Annotated in this window: 14 protein-coding genes and 1 pseudogene; 11 read left to right on the top strand and 4 right to left on the bottom strand. The window is 61.7% G+C overall.

Translation table 11 applies throughout. The features are described from left to right. Nucleotides 1–337 precede the first annotated feature (337 nt). The 3 genes from coaBC to dut are packed head-to-tail and all read left to right on the top strand — an operon-like array spanning nucleotide 338 to nucleotide 3056. Nucleotides 338–1558, top strand: coding sequence for a bifunctional phosphopantothenoylcysteine decarboxylase/phosphopantothenate--cysteine ligase CoaBC (coaBC, locus tag AWB81_RS10995; protein ID WP_062635117.1), 1221 nt, complete (start codon nucleotides 338–340; stop codon nucleotides 1556–1558). Nucleotides 1559–1597: 39 nt separating this feature from the next. After that, on the top strand, nucleotides 1598–2605 hold the full coding sequence (locus tag AWB81_RS10990) for an LLM class flavin-dependent oxidoreductase (protein ID WP_062635115.1): 1008 nt from the start codon (nucleotides 1598–1600) through the stop codon (nucleotides 2603–2605). A gap of 4 nt (nucleotides 2606–2609) precedes the next feature. Continuing rightward, nucleotides 2610–3056: a dUTP diphosphatase gene (gene dut, locus AWB81_RS10985; protein WP_062635113.1), complete on the top strand. Its 447-nt coding sequence runs from the start codon at nucleotides 2610–2612 to the stop codon at nucleotides 3054–3056. 85 nt (nucleotides 3057–3141) lie between these two features. On the opposite strand, the gene clpA is transcribed toward dut, so the two are convergent. Together clpA and clpS are read right to left on the bottom strand one after the other, a co-directional pair. Next, a complete protein-coding gene (gene clpA / locus AWB81_RS10980; protein WP_062635111.1) occupies nucleotides 3142–5442 on the bottom strand; it encodes an ATP-dependent Clp protease ATP-binding subunit ClpA in 2301 nt (766 codons plus the stop codon). After that, nucleotides 5439–5753, bottom strand: coding sequence for an ATP-dependent Clp protease adapter ClpS (clpS, locus tag AWB81_RS10975; protein WP_050453822.1), 315 nt, complete (start codon nucleotides 5751–5753; stop codon nucleotides 5439–5441). Before clpS ends, clpA begins: the two co-directional genes overlap by 4 nt. Before the next feature lie 506 nt (nucleotides 5754–6259). Between clpS and cspD the strand changes: the two genes are divergently transcribed. Both cspD and AWB81_RS44645 read left to right on the top strand, forming a co-directional pair. Beyond that, a complete protein-coding gene (cspD, locus tag AWB81_RS10970; protein ID WP_008351201.1) occupies nucleotides 6260–6466 on the top strand; it encodes a cold shock domain-containing protein CspD in 207 nt (68 codons plus the stop codon). Nucleotides 6467–6637: 171 nt separating this feature from the next. Next, complete coding sequence (locus AWB81_RS44645) at nucleotides 6638–6925, top strand: hypothetical protein (protein ID WP_144444128.1); 288 nt, start codon at nucleotides 6638–6640, stop codon at nucleotides 6923–6925. Between the two features lie 96 nt (nucleotides 6926–7021). Here AWB81_RS44645 and AWB81_RS48715 read toward each other — a convergent pair. Continuing rightward, nucleotides 7022–7270 (bottom strand): annotated as a pseudogene (locus tag AWB81_RS48715) (DUF2628 domain-containing protein); the annotation flags it as partial. A gap of 293 nt (nucleotides 7271–7563) precedes the next feature. Then, entirely contained in the window at nucleotides 7564–8820 is a 1257-nt protein-coding gene (icd, locus tag AWB81_RS10955; protein WP_062635107.1) for an NADP-dependent isocitrate dehydrogenase, read from the bottom strand. A gap of 360 nt (nucleotides 8821–9180) precedes the next feature. On the opposite strand from icd, the gene AWB81_RS10950 reads away from it, so the two are divergent. The 6 genes from AWB81_RS10950 (at nucleotide 9181) to AWB81_RS10925 (ending at nucleotide 15941) form a co-directional block, all read left to right on the top strand. Further along, nucleotides 9181–9759, top strand: a complete 579-nt coding sequence (locus tag AWB81_RS10950) for a pseudouridine synthase (RefSeq protein ID WP_062635105.1) — start codon at nucleotides 9181–9183, stop codon at nucleotides 9757–9759. Between the two features lie 335 nt (nucleotides 9760–10094). After that, on the top strand, nucleotides 10095–10307 hold the full coding sequence (locus AWB81_RS10945; protein ID WP_062635103.1) for a hypothetical protein: 213 nt from the start codon (nucleotides 10095–10097) through the stop codon (nucleotides 10305–10307). A gap of 296 nt (nucleotides 10308–10603) precedes the next feature. Continuing rightward, entirely contained in the window at nucleotides 10604–11065 is a 462-nt protein-coding gene (locus AWB81_RS10940; protein ID WP_062635255.1) for a DUF192 domain-containing protein, read from the top strand. Between the two features lie 277 nt (nucleotides 11066–11342). Continuing rightward, the gene (gene fusA / locus AWB81_RS10935) at nucleotides 11343–13448 is read left to right on the top strand and encodes an elongation factor G (protein ID WP_062635101.1); all 2106 of its coding nucleotides are present in this window, start codon (nucleotides 11343–11345) and stop codon (nucleotides 13446–13448) included. 104 nt (nucleotides 13449–13552) lie between these two features. Beyond that, nucleotides 13553–14032 carry a cupin domain-containing protein gene (locus AWB81_RS10930; RefSeq protein ID WP_062635099.1) on the top strand — a complete coding sequence of 160 codons (480 nt, stop codon included), beginning with the start codon at nucleotides 13553–13555 and terminating at the stop codon, nucleotides 14030–14032. Nucleotides 14033–14249: 217 nt separating this feature from the next. Beyond that, nucleotides 14250–15941 carry an ABC transporter substrate-binding protein gene (locus AWB81_RS10925; protein ID WP_062635097.1) on the top strand — a complete coding sequence of 564 codons (1692 nt, stop codon included), beginning with the start codon at nucleotides 14250–14252 and terminating at the stop codon, nucleotides 15939–15941. Nucleotides 15942–15972 lie beyond the last annotated feature (31 nt).

The following is a 15972-nucleotide window of genomic DNA, read 5'->3' as shown; positions in this document are numbered from 1 at the left end:
GGACGAAACGGCACGTAGCGCATACCGCTTTGTTGGACTGCTAGTGGCGTCAGTGCGTGCGCGCACCAAGCCGGGCGGATGTTTGAGGGCGACACTTAGGCGCTGCACCTCTCGGTAATGCTCGTGCGTTGACGTGTTGTGACTGATGCCTGAAAAAGCTGCTTTCTTTGCTTACTTTCTTTGCAGCAGCAAAGAAAGTAAGTCCCGCCCCGGACAGGGGCAGGGCTAACAGACCACAAAGAAAGCAAGTTCCATCGAAGAAGCGGATCGAAATCAAATGCTATCCACGCCCGCCCCGGACCGCAGATTCCAAACCAAGACCAGCCCGGAGGGCAAAGTGGACCAAACAGCAGAACTGGCAGGCAAGCACCTGCTACTAGGCCTGACCGGCGGTATCGCCTGCTACAAGATCGCCGAACTGACGCGTCTCTTGACCAAGGCCGGCGCCACCGTCCAGATCGCGATGACCGAGGCAGCCACACAGTTCATCACGCCCGTCACGATGCAGGCACTCTCCGGCCGCCCGGTCTACACGTCCCAGTGGGACGCCCGCGTGCCGAACAACATGCCGCATATCGACCTGTCGCGTGAAGCCGATGCCATCGTCATCGCGCCCGCCTCCACCGACTTCATCGCCAAACTCGCGCACGGCCTGTGCGACGACCTGCTCTCGACGCTCTGCATCGCGCGCGATTGTCCGCTGCTCGTCGTGCCCGCGATGAACCGCCAGATGTGGCAGAACGCCGCGACGCAACGCAACGTCGCAACCCTGCGCGGCGACGGCGTCGAAGTGCTCGGGCCGGATTCCGGTCCGCAGGCGTGCGGCGAAATCGGCGACGGCCGCATGCTGGAGCCAACGGCCACGTTCGAAGCCATCTGCGCGTTCTTCCAGCCGAAGATCCTGCGCGGCCGGCGCGTGCTGATCACCGCCGGCCCGACCTTCGAGCCGCTCGATCCGGTGCGCGGCATCACCAACCGCTCGTCGGGAAAGATGGGCTTCTCGCTCGCTCGCGCCGCCGCGCAGGCCGGCGCCGACGTCCATCTGGTCGCGGGACCGGTCGCGCTGGAAACGCCGTGGGGCGTCTACCGCGAGGACGTGCAGACCGCACAGCAGATGTACGACGCGGTCATGCACGCCAGTCCCGACACCGACATTTTCATCGCGGTGGCGGCCGTTGCCGACTGGCGCGTCGATCACGTGAGCGAGCACAAGATCAAGAAATCGGCCGACGAGAAGTTGCCGACCTTCAGCTTCGTCGAAAATCCCGACATCCTCGCAGCCGTCGCGAAGCTTCCGAATCCGCCGTACTGCGTCGGCTTTGCGGCAGAAAGCGGCGATCTCGACCTGCATGGCGAGGAAAAGCGCGTGCGCAAGAACGTGCCGCTTCTGATCGGCAACCTCGGCCCGCTGACGTTCGGACTCGACGACAACGAGGTCGTGCTTTTCGAAGCATCGGGAAAGACGTGCCTGCCACGTGCCGACAAGAAGCTGCTCGCGCGCACGCTGATCGGCGAAATTGCAAAGCGCGCGCCGCGTGGCGGCTCGATCCTGTCCTGAGCGCACGGCACAAACGGCACACTCTGCATACTCCGCACGATGATGAAACTCTCCGTTCTCGACCAGACGCCGGTCATCCACGGCCACAGCACAGCCGACGCCATCGCGGCCACGCTCGACCTCGCCCAGCTCGCCGACGATCTCGGCTACACGCGCTACTGGTGCGCCGAGCATCACGGCCTCTCCGGCGTGTCGAATCCATGCCCGGAAGTGATGCTCGCGCGGATCGGTAGTCTGACGAAGCGCATCCGCATTGGCTCGGGCGGCATCATGCTGCCGTACTACAGTCCGTTCAAGATCGCCGAGCAATTCCTGATGCTCGAAGCGCTGTTTCCGAATCGCATCGACCTCGGCGTCGGCCGTGCGCCCGGTGGCGACATGCGCACCGCGCAAGCCGTCGCGGCCGGCGACTACAACCGCGGCGACATCTTCCCGCAGCAAGTCGCCGATCTCATCGGGCTGTTCAACGGCACGCTGCCCGACGATCACCTCGCGAACGGGGTGCTCCTGCAGCCGCAAATCGATACACGCCCGCAACTGTGGATGCTCGGCTCCAGCGACTTCGGCGGCCTGCTCGCGGCGCAGCTCGGCATCCGTTACGCGTTTGCGCATTTCATCAACGCGCAATATGGACATCGCGTGGCCGAGGCGTATCGCGAGCGCTTCACGCCGGGTAACGAGGCGAAGCCGTATCTCGCCGCCGCCGTGTTCGTCATCTGCGCCGACACCGACGAAGAAGCGGCCGCACTCGAAAAAGCCGTGGACTTACGCCGCGTGCAGATGGCCTACGGCCTGAACATGCCGATTCCGTCGATCGAGCAAGGCGCCGCGCAGCATTACGGCGAGCGCGAACTGAACGTGATCGCGCGCGAGAAGAACCGCAGCATCATCGGCACGCCGGAGCGCGTCACCGACTCGCTCCACGCGCTGCAGCAACGTTTCGACGCCGACGAACTCATCGTGCTGACTGTCGCGGGAAGCTACCGCGCGCGCAGCCGCTCCTATCAACTCCTGGCCGAAGCGTTCGAACTCGGCCGCTCGAACTGAACTCATGAAACTCGACGTCAAGATTCTCGATGCGCGCATGCGCGACTTCCTGCCCGCCTACGCCACGACCGGCAGTGCGGGCCTCGACCTGCGCGCTTGTATCGACGCGCCGCTTATCCTCGCGCCCGGCCAGACGGCGCTGGTGCCGACGGGCCTCGCGATCCATCTCGGCGATCCCGGCTATGCCGCGATGATCCTGCCGCGCTCGGGTCTCGGCCACAAGTATGGCGTCGTGCTCGGCAACCTCGTCGGCCTGATCGACTCGGATTACCAGGGCCAGCTGATGATCTCGACGTGGAATCGCGGCGACACGGCCTTCACGCTCAATCCGATGGAGCGTCTCGCGCAGATGGTGATCGTGCCGGTCGTGCAGGCCGAGCTCAACATCGTCGGTGACTTCGAGGCGAGCGATCGCGGCGCGGGCGGTTTTGGAAGCACCGGCAAGCACTGAGTCAACGCAAAAAAAAACGGCGCGGATAAAAATCCGCGCCGTTTTGTCATTTCGACGCGCCGTCAAGGCGCGCCGCGATACTTCGTCACTCGACCTCGACCGCTTCCGGATTCGGATTGCGCGGGACCGGGTTTTCATCGAACGTCAGCAACACCTTGTCGTTCTCGTCCACGTCGACCGTCACGCGTCCGCCCGAAAGCAGCTTGCCGAACAGCAATTCGTCGGCGAGCGCCCGGCGGATCGTGTCCTGGATCAGGCGCTGCATCGGCCGCGCGCCCATCAGCGGGTCGAAACCGTGCTTGGCCAGGTGCTTGCGCAGCGCGTCGGTGAAGAGCGCGTCGACTTTCTTCTCGTGCAGTTGATCTTCCAGCTGCATCAGGAACTTGTCGACCACGCGCATGATGATTTCTTCATCCAGCGAGCGGAAGCTGATGATCGCGTCGAGGCGGTTGCGGAACTCCGGCGTGAACATGCGCTTGATATCGGCCATTTCGTCGCCGGTTTCGCGGCGATTCGTGAAACCGATCACGGACTTGTTCATCGCTTCGGCGCCCGCGTTCGTCGTCATGATGATGATGACGTTGCGGAAATCCGCTTTGCGGCCGTTGTTGTCCGTCAGCGTGCCGTGATCCATCACCTGCAGGAGCACGTTGTAGATGTCCGGATGCGCTTTCTCGATTTCGTCGAGCAACAGCACGCAATGCGGCTTCTTCGTGACGGCTTCGGTCAGCAAACCGCCCTGATCGAATCCGACGTAGCCCGGCGGCGCGCCGATCAGCCGGCTCACCGCGTGACGCTCCATATACTCGGACATGTCGAAGCGCAGCAGTTCGATACCGAGCGTGAACGCCAGTTGCTTCGCGACTTCCGTCTTGCCGACGCCCGTCGGACCCGAGAAGAGGAACGCGCCGATAGGCTTGTCCGTCTTGCCGAGACCGGCACGCGCCATCTTGATCGAAGCCGAAAGCGCGTCGATGGCCGGATCCTGCCCGAACACGACGCTCTTCAGGTCGCGATCGAGCGTTTGCAGCTTGCTGCGGTCGTCCTGCGAGACGCTTTGCGGCGGCACGCGCGCGATCTTCGAGATGATCTCTTCGATCTCGTTCTTGCCGATCGTCTTCTTCTGCTTCGACTTCGGCAGAATGCGCTGCGCCGCGCCCGCTTCGTCGATCACGTCAATCGCCTTGTCGGGCAGATGACGGTCAGTGATGAAGCGCGCCGACAGTTCAGCCGCAGCCGAAAGCGCGCCCGACGAATACTTTACGCCGTGGTGCTCTTCGAAACGCGTCTTAAGGCCGCGCAGGATCGCAACGGTCTGCTCGACGGTCGGCTCGGTCACGTCGACCTTCTGGAAGCGCCGCGACAAGGCCGCGTCCTTCTCGAAGATGCCGCGATATTCCGTGAACGTGGTCGCGCCGATGCACTTCAGCTGCCCCGACGACAACGCCGGCTTCAGCAGGTTCGACGCGTCGAGCGTACCGCCCGATGCCGCGCCCGCGCCGATCAGCGTGTGGATTTCGTCGATGAACAGAATGGCGTGCGGACGCTCCTTCAGTTCCTTCAGCACCGTCTTCAGACGCTGCTCGAAGTCGCCGCGATATTTCGTGCCCGCGAGCAATGCGCCCATATCGAGCGAGTAGACCTGCGCATCGGCAAGAATGTCCGGTACTTCGCCGCGCGTGATGCGCCAGGCGAGGCCTTCCGCGATCGCCGTCTTGCCGACGCCGGCTTCGCCGACGAGCAGCGGATTGTTCTTGCGACGACGGCAAAGCACCTGCACCACGCGCTCGACTTCCGACTCGCGGCCGATCAGCGGATCGATCTTGCCGTCCTTCGCGAGTTGGTTCAGGTTCTGCGTGAACTGCGCAAGCGGCGTTTCCTTTTGCGCGGCGGCGTCGTCCGTTTCCGGATTTGCCTCGCTGCTCGCCTTCGCGGCGTCCCCACTGTTCGTCTTCGCGATGCCGTGCGAAATGAAATTCACGACGTCGAGCCGCGTCACGCCCTGCTGCTGCAGGTAGTAGACGGCGTGCGAGTCTTTCTCCCCGAAGATCGCGACCAGCACGTTCGCACCGGTCACTTCCTTCTTGCCATTCGACGTCGACTGCACGTGCATGATCGCGCGCTGAATCACGCGCTGGAAACCAAGCGTCGGCTGGGTATCGACGTCGTCCGTGCCGGGCACGGTCGGCGTGTTGTCATGAATGAAATTGCGCAGGTTCTGACGCAAATCTTCTATGTTTGCTGCGCACGCGCGCAACACTTCAGCCGCGGTCGGGTTGTCCAACAAGGCCAGTAAAAGATGCTCGACCGTAATGAACTCGTGCCGCGCCTGACGTGCTTCCATAAACGCCATGTGCAGACTGACTTCCAGTTCCTGGGCAATCATGCTTCCTCCATCACACACTGCAGCGGATGCCCCGCTTGCCGTGCATGGCTAACGACTTGCTCAACTTTGGTCGACGCAATGTCCCGCGTGTAGACCCCACAAACTCCCCTGCCCTCGCGATGAACCTTCAGCATGATTTGCGTCGCAGTCTCACGATCCTTGTTGAAATATTCCTGCACGACCATCACGACGAATTCCATCGGCGTGAAGTCGTCATTCAGCAGCACCACCTTGTACATCGCAGGCTGCTTGAGCTTTTGCTCCTGCCGCTCCAGTACCGTGCCGTCCTGCTTGTTGGGATTGATCGCCATACACCCATTCTAAACAACTCGGACAGGCCCGCAATGCCGCCGATAACGCCAACCGTCCGGTCGGAAAACTGGCACCACGGATGCCCGCATCGAGCCCATCCTGCCTGAATTCAGCCGGCGCCGTCTGCGCGCCAGCCCGCTTGAACCTTCTATGAATCCAGTATCGCACAGCTTCAAAAAAAACTGACTGCAGGGCGCGCCTCGCGAGTACCACTCAAGTGAGACGATTATGCGACTTTTCAAGATGCCTTGCTTGCGCGGCCGCACACACGGAAAGCAGGAATAACCCTACGAATGTGCTCTTTACAACGGGCTTATCGACCATCTCAAAATTTTCTTGACACCTGATTTAAGAGATTCAACAATCAAACTGGCACTTTTTTCCGAAGGCCATACAGGCGAAAAAATGCCGAGGTGAGCTAGTGAGGAGGGCACGGTTCACATAGTGGCCGCTGAGCTTTTCGAGCGTGCTCGTGGTAGCGACGAGAGTTAGAGGGGAAGTAGGTATGTCAACTGGTACGGTCAAATGGTTCAATGACGCGAAAGGCTACGGATTCATCACGCCCGACGAAGGCGGCGAGGATCTGTTCGCACATTTCTCGGCTATACAGATGAACGGTTTCAAGACGCTCAAGGAAGGCCAGAAGGTCAGCTTCGAGATCGTCCAGGGACCGAAGGGCAAACAGGCTTCGAATATTCAGGACGCGGCCTGACCGTTCGATCGCACTTTATTGCCTGCTGAACCCGGCCTCGTGCCGGGTTTTTTGGTTTCAGGGTGCTGTGACGTGCAGGCGCGACGGCGGCGGCAGATGAGGACCGCTACGCCGGTGCGGTCTGCATCGCCGCGTCGGACGCGAGCAGGTCGACGCGCGGCGGAGCATGAAATGCATCCACCGCGGAAGGTCGATTTCGCCTGCGGCAAACAGGGCTTTTTCCCGACCGCTGCCGGCGGGAACGCGAAGTTCGAAACGCCCACCCACGGCATGCGGGATGCCCGAAAACTCGATCGCAATACGGTCGCCGAGCATGGCTGTTGCGGCGTTAGCGGCAGCCTTGGCGAGCATCAGCGCGACGAGCGGCGGAATCCAGCGGCGCTCGAGCCTCGCGCGTGTCACGTCAACCCGGCAAAAATGACCGATTCACGATTGCCTCAACTCGACAAGCCCCTTTAAACGAGCCGCGGATCTTCGAAAAAATCCCCGCCGTTATTTCCCTTTACCATTTGAAATCGTGCGAATAATTCTCGCTGATCCCGCTCATCACAGCGATCACGAGCCCCGAGACATTGCCCGTACCGCTGTAGAAAGTCGCCTCGCCGGCAATCGCCACGAACGCCGCCAAAACGAGCAGCCCAATAGCGTGAGCCCTCTTCTCCACATGCCTGTCGCAAAGAAATAGATCGGACCCCGGAAGAACGCGGGAAAGTTCTTCGGGACGAGCATGCGCTCGCCGGACGGCAGCGCCTTCAGCGCAGGCTTGAACGGCGGGTCTCGCGGCCCGCCATGCGCTTCGAAGAACGCAAAGCGTTCGCGCCATTTCGCCTACAGCGGGATCGAATCGGAGGAGCGGCAACGGCCCGTACTTGATTTTCCACGACACTTCCTCTTCAAAGGCCGTGGACTATTGTTGAAACGATGAGCGATGACAATAATCAATCGTTCGTCGCACAATTCTATCCACGACGTAGAAAACAGGATTTGTTCTTAATGGTTCTCGAAACCGCACCGCATTAAAACCCATAGGTCATAAAAAACCCCGGCGACAATTCCATGCCAGCCGGGGTCATCGATTCCTTTAGAGGAATTCGCGTTTACATATTTTCGATCATCACCTGCCCGAACCCGGAGCACGAGACCTGCGTCGCGCCTTCCATCAGCCGTGCGAAGTCATACGTCACGCGCTTCGACAGGATCGACTTCTCCATCGAACTGATGATCACATCCGCCGCTTCGGTCCAGCCCATGTGACGCAGCATCATCTCCGCCGACAGAATCTCCGAGCCCGGATTCACGTAGTCCTTGCCCGCGTACTTCGGGGCGGTGCCGTGCGTCGCTTCGAACATCGCGACCGAATCCGACAGATTCGCGCCCGGCGCAATGCCGATGCCGCCAACCTGTGCCGCCAGCGCGTCGGAAACGTAGTCGCCGTTCAGGTTGAGCGTGGCGATCACGTCGTACTCCGCCGGACGCAGCAGGATCTGCTGCAGGAACGCATCGGCGATCACGTCCTTTACGACGATGTCATTGCCCGTTTTCGGGTTCTTGAACTTCATCCACGGACCGCCATCGATGAGTTCCGCGCCGAACTCCTGCTGCGCGAGTTCATAGCCGTAGTCGCGGAACGCACCTTCCGTAAACTTCATGATGTTGCCCTTGTGCACGAGCGTGACCGTGCGACGGTCGTTGTCGATCGCGTACTGGATCGCCTTGCGCACGAGCCGCTGCGTGCCTTCCTTCGAAACGGGCTTGATGCCGATGCCCGATGTCTCCGGAAAGCGGATCTTCTTCACGCCCATTTCCTCGCGCAGGAACTTAATGACCTTCTTCGCTTCCTCCGACTGCGCCGCCCACTCGATACCGGCATAGATGTCTTCGGAATTCTCGCGGAAGATGATCATGTTGATCTTCTCGGGCGCGCGCACCGGCGAGGGCACACCCTTGAAGTACTGCACCGGCCGCAGGCAGACGTACAGGTCCAGTTGCTGGCGCAGCGCCACGTTGAGCGAGCGGATGCCGCCACCGACGGGCGTCGTGAGCGGACCCTTGATCGAGACGATGTATTCCTTCACTACGTCGAGCGTTTCGTCCGGCAGCCAGACGTCCGGACCGTATACCTTGGTCGCCTTTTCGCCCGCGTAGATCTCCATCCAGTGGATCTTCTTCTTGCCGCCGTACGCCTTCTCGACCGCTGCATCGACGACCTTGATCATCACCGGGGTGATGTCGACGCCTGTGCCGTCGCCTTCGATGTACGGAATGATCGGCTGGTCGGACACGTTGAGGGAGTAATCCGCGTTGACGGTGATCTTGTCACCGCCCGTCGGAACCTTGATGTGCTGATACGGCATGGTCGACTCCAAAGAAGGCTGGGCTGGTTGAAAGCTAGCTGAAGCAGATTGCGACGATGCATGGGTCTGCGTGGCCCGGCGAGCGTCGCCGCGCGCCCGTGGCCGGCCGGGCAGCCAGAATAATATTCTAGCCCACTGGGGCAGGCGGCCGCGTAGCGCCGGGAGCGGCCAAAGCGCGCGCACCGTCACGCCGACGGAACCGCGCTCGACTCATATGTCTTATATAAGACCTACAAGTTGCAGATTCGGATTATGCATTAATATGCCGCCAACCGCCAGCGCGCGGACTAGCCCCAGGCAAGCCCGAAGCCGCGCGGATCAAGGCCCGGCGCCCTCTTCCCGATTTTTCTCAATCCAGCCATGTCGCTCATCGCCCTCAACAAGCCGTTCGGCACGATCTGTCAGTTTTCCGCGCACGAGACGCGCCCGTCGCTTGGAGACTGGGTGAAAACGCCGGGCGTCTATCCCGCGGGCCGACTCGACGCCGACAGCGAAGGCCTCCTGCTCCTCACCGACGACGGCGCCTTGCAGACGCGCATCGCCGAGCCGCGTCACAAGCTCGTCAAGCACTATTGGGCGCAAGTGGAAGGCGCGCCTGATGAAGCGGCGCTCGCGCGGCTCGCAAAGGGCGTCGATCTGGGGGACTACGTCACGCGCCCATGTCAGGTGGCGTTCGTCGATTCAGCGAGCACCGGCGAGCAACTCTGGCCACGCACGCCGCCGATCCGCTATCGCGCGGCGATCCCGACGACGTGGATCGAACTCTCGATCACCGAGGGCAAGAATCGCCAAGTCCGGCGCATGACGGCGGCGGTCGGCTATCCGACGCTGCGGCTCGTGCGCGTCGGCATCGGCGCGCTCGATGTGTTCGCGCTCGGACTCGCACCAGGGGAATCGACGGAGTTGCCGCCGCGCGCACCGTGGAACGGCATCGCGTGAATCTCGCCCTGCTTAAACATGCTGTCACGAAAAAGCGTTAATGCACGGCACACCAAGCGATTTCAATCGACCCGCAATATCAAAAAAGATTTTCGTCAACCGACTTCAGCCACCCTGCGTTAGTGGTCGCAGATGCCTTGCAAAGCTATCCGGCATTAGCGAATGACCGCATCAAACACCTGCTTTTCACAGGCTTTTTGTAAGGTTTTAGCGCTCGCAGAAATATCGGTTTATTTATCGATATCACTGTCAACCGAAAGGTGGATGGCTCGTTTACCGACATGACTCCAATAACCGGGTCGTTTGGTTAATTTACTAAAGCTGAGGATTCACAGATGAACAAACTGATCGCTGCTCTCGTCGCTGGCCTGTTCGCAACGGCTGCATTCGCACAAGCTTCGGACGCAACGGCTCCGGCAGCACCGGCAGCGGCTTCGACGGCCCACAAGTCGACCCACCACAAGAAGACGTCGCACAAGTCGTCGCACAAGAAGGCAGCTTCGTCGGCTCAAGCAGCACCGGCCGCTGCTACGGGCGCATCGCAGTAAGTTTGTTGTAACTCGCTTTATAGCGAAGCCAGGAAAACAGCAGTACAGACATAGCAGTACAGCCGTTGTCATGGCGTTTAAAAGGCAGATTGCCCCCAGGGCACTCTGCCTTTTTCTTTTGCAGATGCATCGAGTAACATGCGCGGGTCATTTCGGCTTTTGCGGCTTTTCCCCGTTCTTTTCTGCTACTCAGGCTTCCAAGGAGTTTCGTCGTGCGTCTTTCGCTGCGCTCATTCAATCCGCTCCCTTCGTTCAATCCGCTCGCTTCGCTTCGCCAATCCGGTTTCGGCCGTCGCCTGCGCGCGCTCGCCGTGGCGCTCCTTCTGCCAATCGCGGCGATCTCCACGGTTCATGCGCAGCAACTGCCTCCGGGCGCGAAGCAGCCGGCCGAATTCCCGCGCGCGCGACTCACGGCCGGCATGTTCGTGATCGACGCAGCGGTCGCGGCAAACGACGCCGACCGCGAGCAGGGCCTCATGTATCGCACCAAGCTCGCGCCCAACGAGGGCATGCTCTTCGTCTTCAACGAAACCGCCGTGCATTGCTTCTGGATGAAGAACACGCTGATCCCGCTGTCGATCGCGTTCATTCGCGGCGACGGCACGATCACCGACATCGACGAAATGCAGGCCGAGACGACCGACAACCACTGTCCGCGCAACAACGGCGTCTATGCGCTCGAGATGAGCAAGGGCTGGTTCACGTCGAAAGGCATCAAGCCGGGCATGAAGATTCAGGGGCTTCCAGCCGCGCAATAGCCCTGTCGCAGCAGCCCTGCGCGAGCGCAATCCGCCGAGCCGGCACGTCCATGTGACGCGCCGGTTTTTTTTCGCCCGCGGCATCGCGCGCCCCGGCTTCCGGCGCCTGCCCGCGCCTGGCAGGAATCCTGCAAGAAGCGTGTCGAAGCGCTATCCTAATAGACCAGCGAGACGCTGTCCGGCGCTTTCCCGGCCGCGCGCGATGGCGGCATCAGCCTGCCTTTCGCCGCTTCAGGGTTAGTTCGCCATCCGCTCGACCCATCCACAGGAGGTTCAAGTGCCCCGCAAGACTCCCATCGAGCGCTATCGGAACATTGGCATCAGCGCTCACATCGATGCCGGCAAGACCACCACCACCGAACGCATTCTTTTCTACACCGGTGTGAACCACAAGATCGGCGAGGTTCACAACGGCGCGGCCACGATGGACTGGATGGAGCAGGAGCAGGAGCGCGGCATCACGATCACGTCGGCTGCTACGACGGCCTTCTGGAAAGGCATGGCCGGCAACTATCCGGAGCACCGGATCAACATCATCGACACCCCCGGGCACGTCGACTTCACCATCGAGGTCGAGCGCTCGATGCGCGTGCTCGATGGCGCGTGCATGGTCTACGACTCGGTCGGCGGCGTACAGCCGCAATCGGAAACCGTCTGGCGCCAGGCCAACAAGTACAAGGTGCCGCGCATCGCGTTCGTCAACAAGATGGACCGCGTCGGCGCCGACTTTTTCCGCGTGCAGCGCCAGATCGGCGACCGTCTGAAGGGGGTCGCCGTGCCGCTGCAGATTCCCGTCGGCGCGGAAGACAACTTCCGGGGCGTGATCGACCTCGTGAAGATGAAGGCAATCATCTGGGACGAAGCGAGCCAGGGCGTGCTGTTCGAGTATCAGGAGATTCCGGCGAACCTGCTCGCCACCGCGCAGGAATGGCGCGACAAGATGATCGAGGCCGCCGCCGAAGCGAACGAAGCCTATCTTGAGAAGTACCTGGGCGGCGAAGAACTGACCGAGGAAGAGATCAAGAGCGGCATCCGCCAGCGCACGATCGCGAACGAGATCGTGCCGATGCTCTGCGGCAGCGCGTTCAAGAACAAGGGCGTGCAGGCAATGCTCGATGCAGTAATTGACTACCTGCCTTCACCGGTCGACGTGCCCGCCATCCTCGGCCACGATGAGTACGACAAGGAAGCGGAACGCCATCCGACCGACGACGAGCCGTTCTCCGCGCTCGCGTTCAAGATCATGACGGACCCGTTCGTCGGGCAACTGATCTTTTTCCGCGTGTATTCGGGCGTCGTGAATTCGGGTGATACCGTCTACAACGCCGTGAAGGAGAAGAAGGAGCGGCTCGGGCGGATTCTTCAGATGCACGCCAACGAGCGCAAGGAAATCAAGGAGGTGTACGCAGGCGACATCGCCGCCGCCGTCGGCCTGAAGGAAGCGACCACCGGCGACACGCTCTGCGATCCGAATCACGTGATCATCCTCGAAAAGATGATCTTTCCGGAGCCGGTGATCTCGCAGGCCGTCGAGCCGAAGACGAAGGCCGACCAGGAAAAGATGGGCATCGCGCTCAACCGGCTCGCGCAGGAAGATCCGTCGTTTCGCGTGCAGACCGACGAGGAATCCGGCCAGACCATCATCTCGGGCATGGGAGAGTTGCACCTCGAAATTCTCGTCGACCGGATGAAGCGCGAATTCAACGTCGAGGCGACCGTCGGCAAGCCGCAGGTCGCGTATCGCGAGACCATCCGCGTGCCGATCGAAGATGTCGAAGGCAAGTTCGTCAAGCAGTCGGGCGGACGCGGGCAATACGGTCATGTCGTCATCAAGATGGAGCCGCAGAAGCCGGGCGGCGGCTATGAATTCGTCGATGCAATCAAGGGTGGCGTCGTGCCGCGCGAATTCATCCCGGCTGTCGACAAAGGTATTCAGGAAACGCTGAAGGCGGGCGTGCTCGCGGGCTATCCGGTCGTCGACGTGAAGGTCACGCTGACCTTCGGTTCCTACCACGACGTCGATTCGAACGAAAACGCGTTCCGCATGGCCGGATCGATTGCGTTCAAGGACGGCATGCGCAAGGCGAAACCCGTGCTGCTCGAACCGATGATGGCGGTCGAAGTCGAAACGCCCGAGGAGTTCATGGGCAACGTGATGGGCGACCTGTCGGGGCGGCGCGGCATCGTGCAGGGCATGGAGGACATCGCGGGCGGCGGCGGCAAGCTCGTGCGCGCTGAGGTGCCGCTCGCGGAAATGTTCGGCTATTCGACTACGCTGCGCTCGCTGTCGCAGGGCCGCGCGACCTATACGATGGAGTTCAAGCACTATGCGGAAACGCCGTCGAACGTCGCCGAAGGCATTGTGAATTCGAAGTCGAAGTAAGCCGCATCGCTGTTACGAGTCCGTTGTATGCCCGTGCTTCACGTGTGGCCGCAACGGACTTTTTTTATCCGCGCGCCTCACCTTGACAATGACCGGAGACGACGATGAGCGACGAACCGAAGATCGACTGGCGCGAACACGGCGTGAAGGTGATCCGCGCCGGCCAGCTCGATACCAATACGCCGCAGACGCCCGGCATGAACCGGGCGGCCGCGATCAACGCGGCGCGTGTCGGGGCACAGAAGATCTGGGCCGGCACCGTGACGATCCATCCGAATGCCAAGACCGGCGCGCACCATCACGGCGCGCTGGAAAGCGTGATCTACGTCGTGCGCGGCCACGCGCGCATGCGCTGGGGCGAGCATCTGGAATTCACGGCCGAGGCCGGCCCCGGCGATTTCATCTTCGTGCCGCCGTACGTGCCGCATCAGGAGATCAACGCGCGCACCGACGAGCCGCTCGAATGCGTGCTCGTGCGCAGCGACAATGAGGCTGTGGTGGTGAACCTGAATATCGATGCGGTGGAAAAACCGGAAGAGGTTTTCTGGGTCGATCCGATCCACAAGCACCCGCACGAACACTGAAGCAGCAAATGCGGCGCAGGACTTGCTAAACGTCGCTGCTTGAGCCGGCGCGAAGCGAATACGCCAGGTCGCGTCGAAAACGAATTCTGCCCGGCTAAACTGACGAGGCCTTATCAGGCTCGGCAAGCCGGGCCATCATCGGACTGCAGGTGGACCGGCAGCGCGTCGTATCGCGCCGCCCGCAACAATTACAACATACGGAACGGAACGCCCACTGATGAAGACATCGACCGACCACGATCAGGCCTTCGACCGCGCCCTCGACGTTTCGAGAGCATCCGCGGGCGAACTCGGCAACCACGCCATCGACGAATTCAAGGCCGGCCGGCTCACGCGGCGCGAACTGCTGCGGCACGCGAGCATGCTCGGACTCGCGCTCGCGCTGGGCGGCGTAATCGACCTGGACGGTGTAATCGGCACGCCGCGCGCCCGCGCGCAGGGCGCGGGCAAGCCGGGCGGCACGATCCGCGTCGCGCACCTGACGCCCGCGGGCGCGGTCGATCCGCTCACCGTTACCGACGCCGCCGGCCTCGCGCTCATCAACCAGACCGGCGAATTCCTGATCGACGACGACGGCGAGAAGCTCACGCTCCGGCCCGCGCTCGCGCTGTCGTGGAAGTCGAACGACAAGGGCGACGTGTGGACCTTCAAGCTGCGCGACAACGTCAGGTTTCACGACGGCCAGAAGATGACCGCGAAGGACGTGGCCGCGACCTTCAACCGCCTGGCCGACCCCGGCAGCGGCTCGGCGGCACTCTCGGTGCTGAAGGGCGTTTTGTCGAAGGATTCGGTCAAGGCCATCGACGCGCTCACCGTCGAATTCCATCTCGATGCGCCGAACGGCAACTTCCCGTTCTACGTTTCCTCCGACAATTTCAACGCCGTGATCCTGCCCGCGAACTTTTCGGGCAGCTACGAGAAATCGTTCATCGGCACGGGGCCGCTCAAGTTCGAGAGGTACACGCCGAAGGTCGGCGCGTCGTTCGTGCGCAATCCGGACTACTGGGGCGAGAAGGCGCTGCCCGATCGCGTGACCTTCGCGTTCTACGCCGACCAGCAGGCGCAACTGCTCGCGTTGCAAGGCCGCCAGGCCGACGTGATGGGCGACTTCACCGTCCAGGGCGGCCTGTCCGTGCTGAACAACCGCGAGTTCAAGGTGCTCGGCGTGAAGTCGAGCGCGCATCGGCAGATGCACATGCGCAACGACATGGGCCCGTTCAAGGACAAGCGCGTGCGTCAGGCGCTTGCGCTCGCCATCGACCGCGAGATCATGGTCAAGGGCCTGTTCCGGGGGCGCGCCGCGCTTGGAAACGACAGCCCGTTCGCACCGGTGTTCACGTCGAGCGACCTGTCGGTGCCGCAGCGCAAGATCGATGTCGCGAAGGCGAAGCAGCTACTCGCGCAGGCCGGCGTGCCGAATGGCTTCGAGATCACGCTGACGACCGAAAAATACATGGAGATTCCCGACCTCGCCGTCGTAATCCAGAATGCGGCGAAGGCGATCGGCGTGAAAATCTCGCTGAAGGTGGAAAGCCAGGAGCTGTATTACGGCGCGGGCACGTTCGGCAAGTCGGACTGGCTCGACTCGCCGCTCGGCATCACCGACTACGGCCATCGCGGCGTGCCGAACGTGTTTCTCAATGCGCCGCTCGAAAGCGGCGGCACGTGGAATGCCGCGCACTTCAAGAATCCGCAATACGACAAGCTGGTCGCCGAGTTCGTGGCGGCGCTCGACGTCGCCTCGCAGAAAAAGCTGTCCGCGCAGATCCAGAACCTGCTGCTCGATGAGACGCCAGTCGTGATTCCGTATTTCTACGACTATCTGGTCGTGACGAGGGCGAACGTCGCGGGCGTGCGGTTCAATGCGAACTCGCAGCTCTATCTCGATCGCGCGACCCTGGGCGGCTGATCCGAGTGGCCGATCCGTCTGAGGGTTGCAC

It is taken from the genome of Caballeronia arationis (genome assembly GCF_001544975.2).
Taxonomy (GTDB): domain Bacteria; phylum Pseudomonadota; class Gammaproteobacteria; order Burkholderiales; family Burkholderiaceae; genus Caballeronia; species Caballeronia arationis.
Note: the sequence above shows the minus strand (reverse complement) of the source record. Positions and strands in the feature narration are given on the sequence as shown.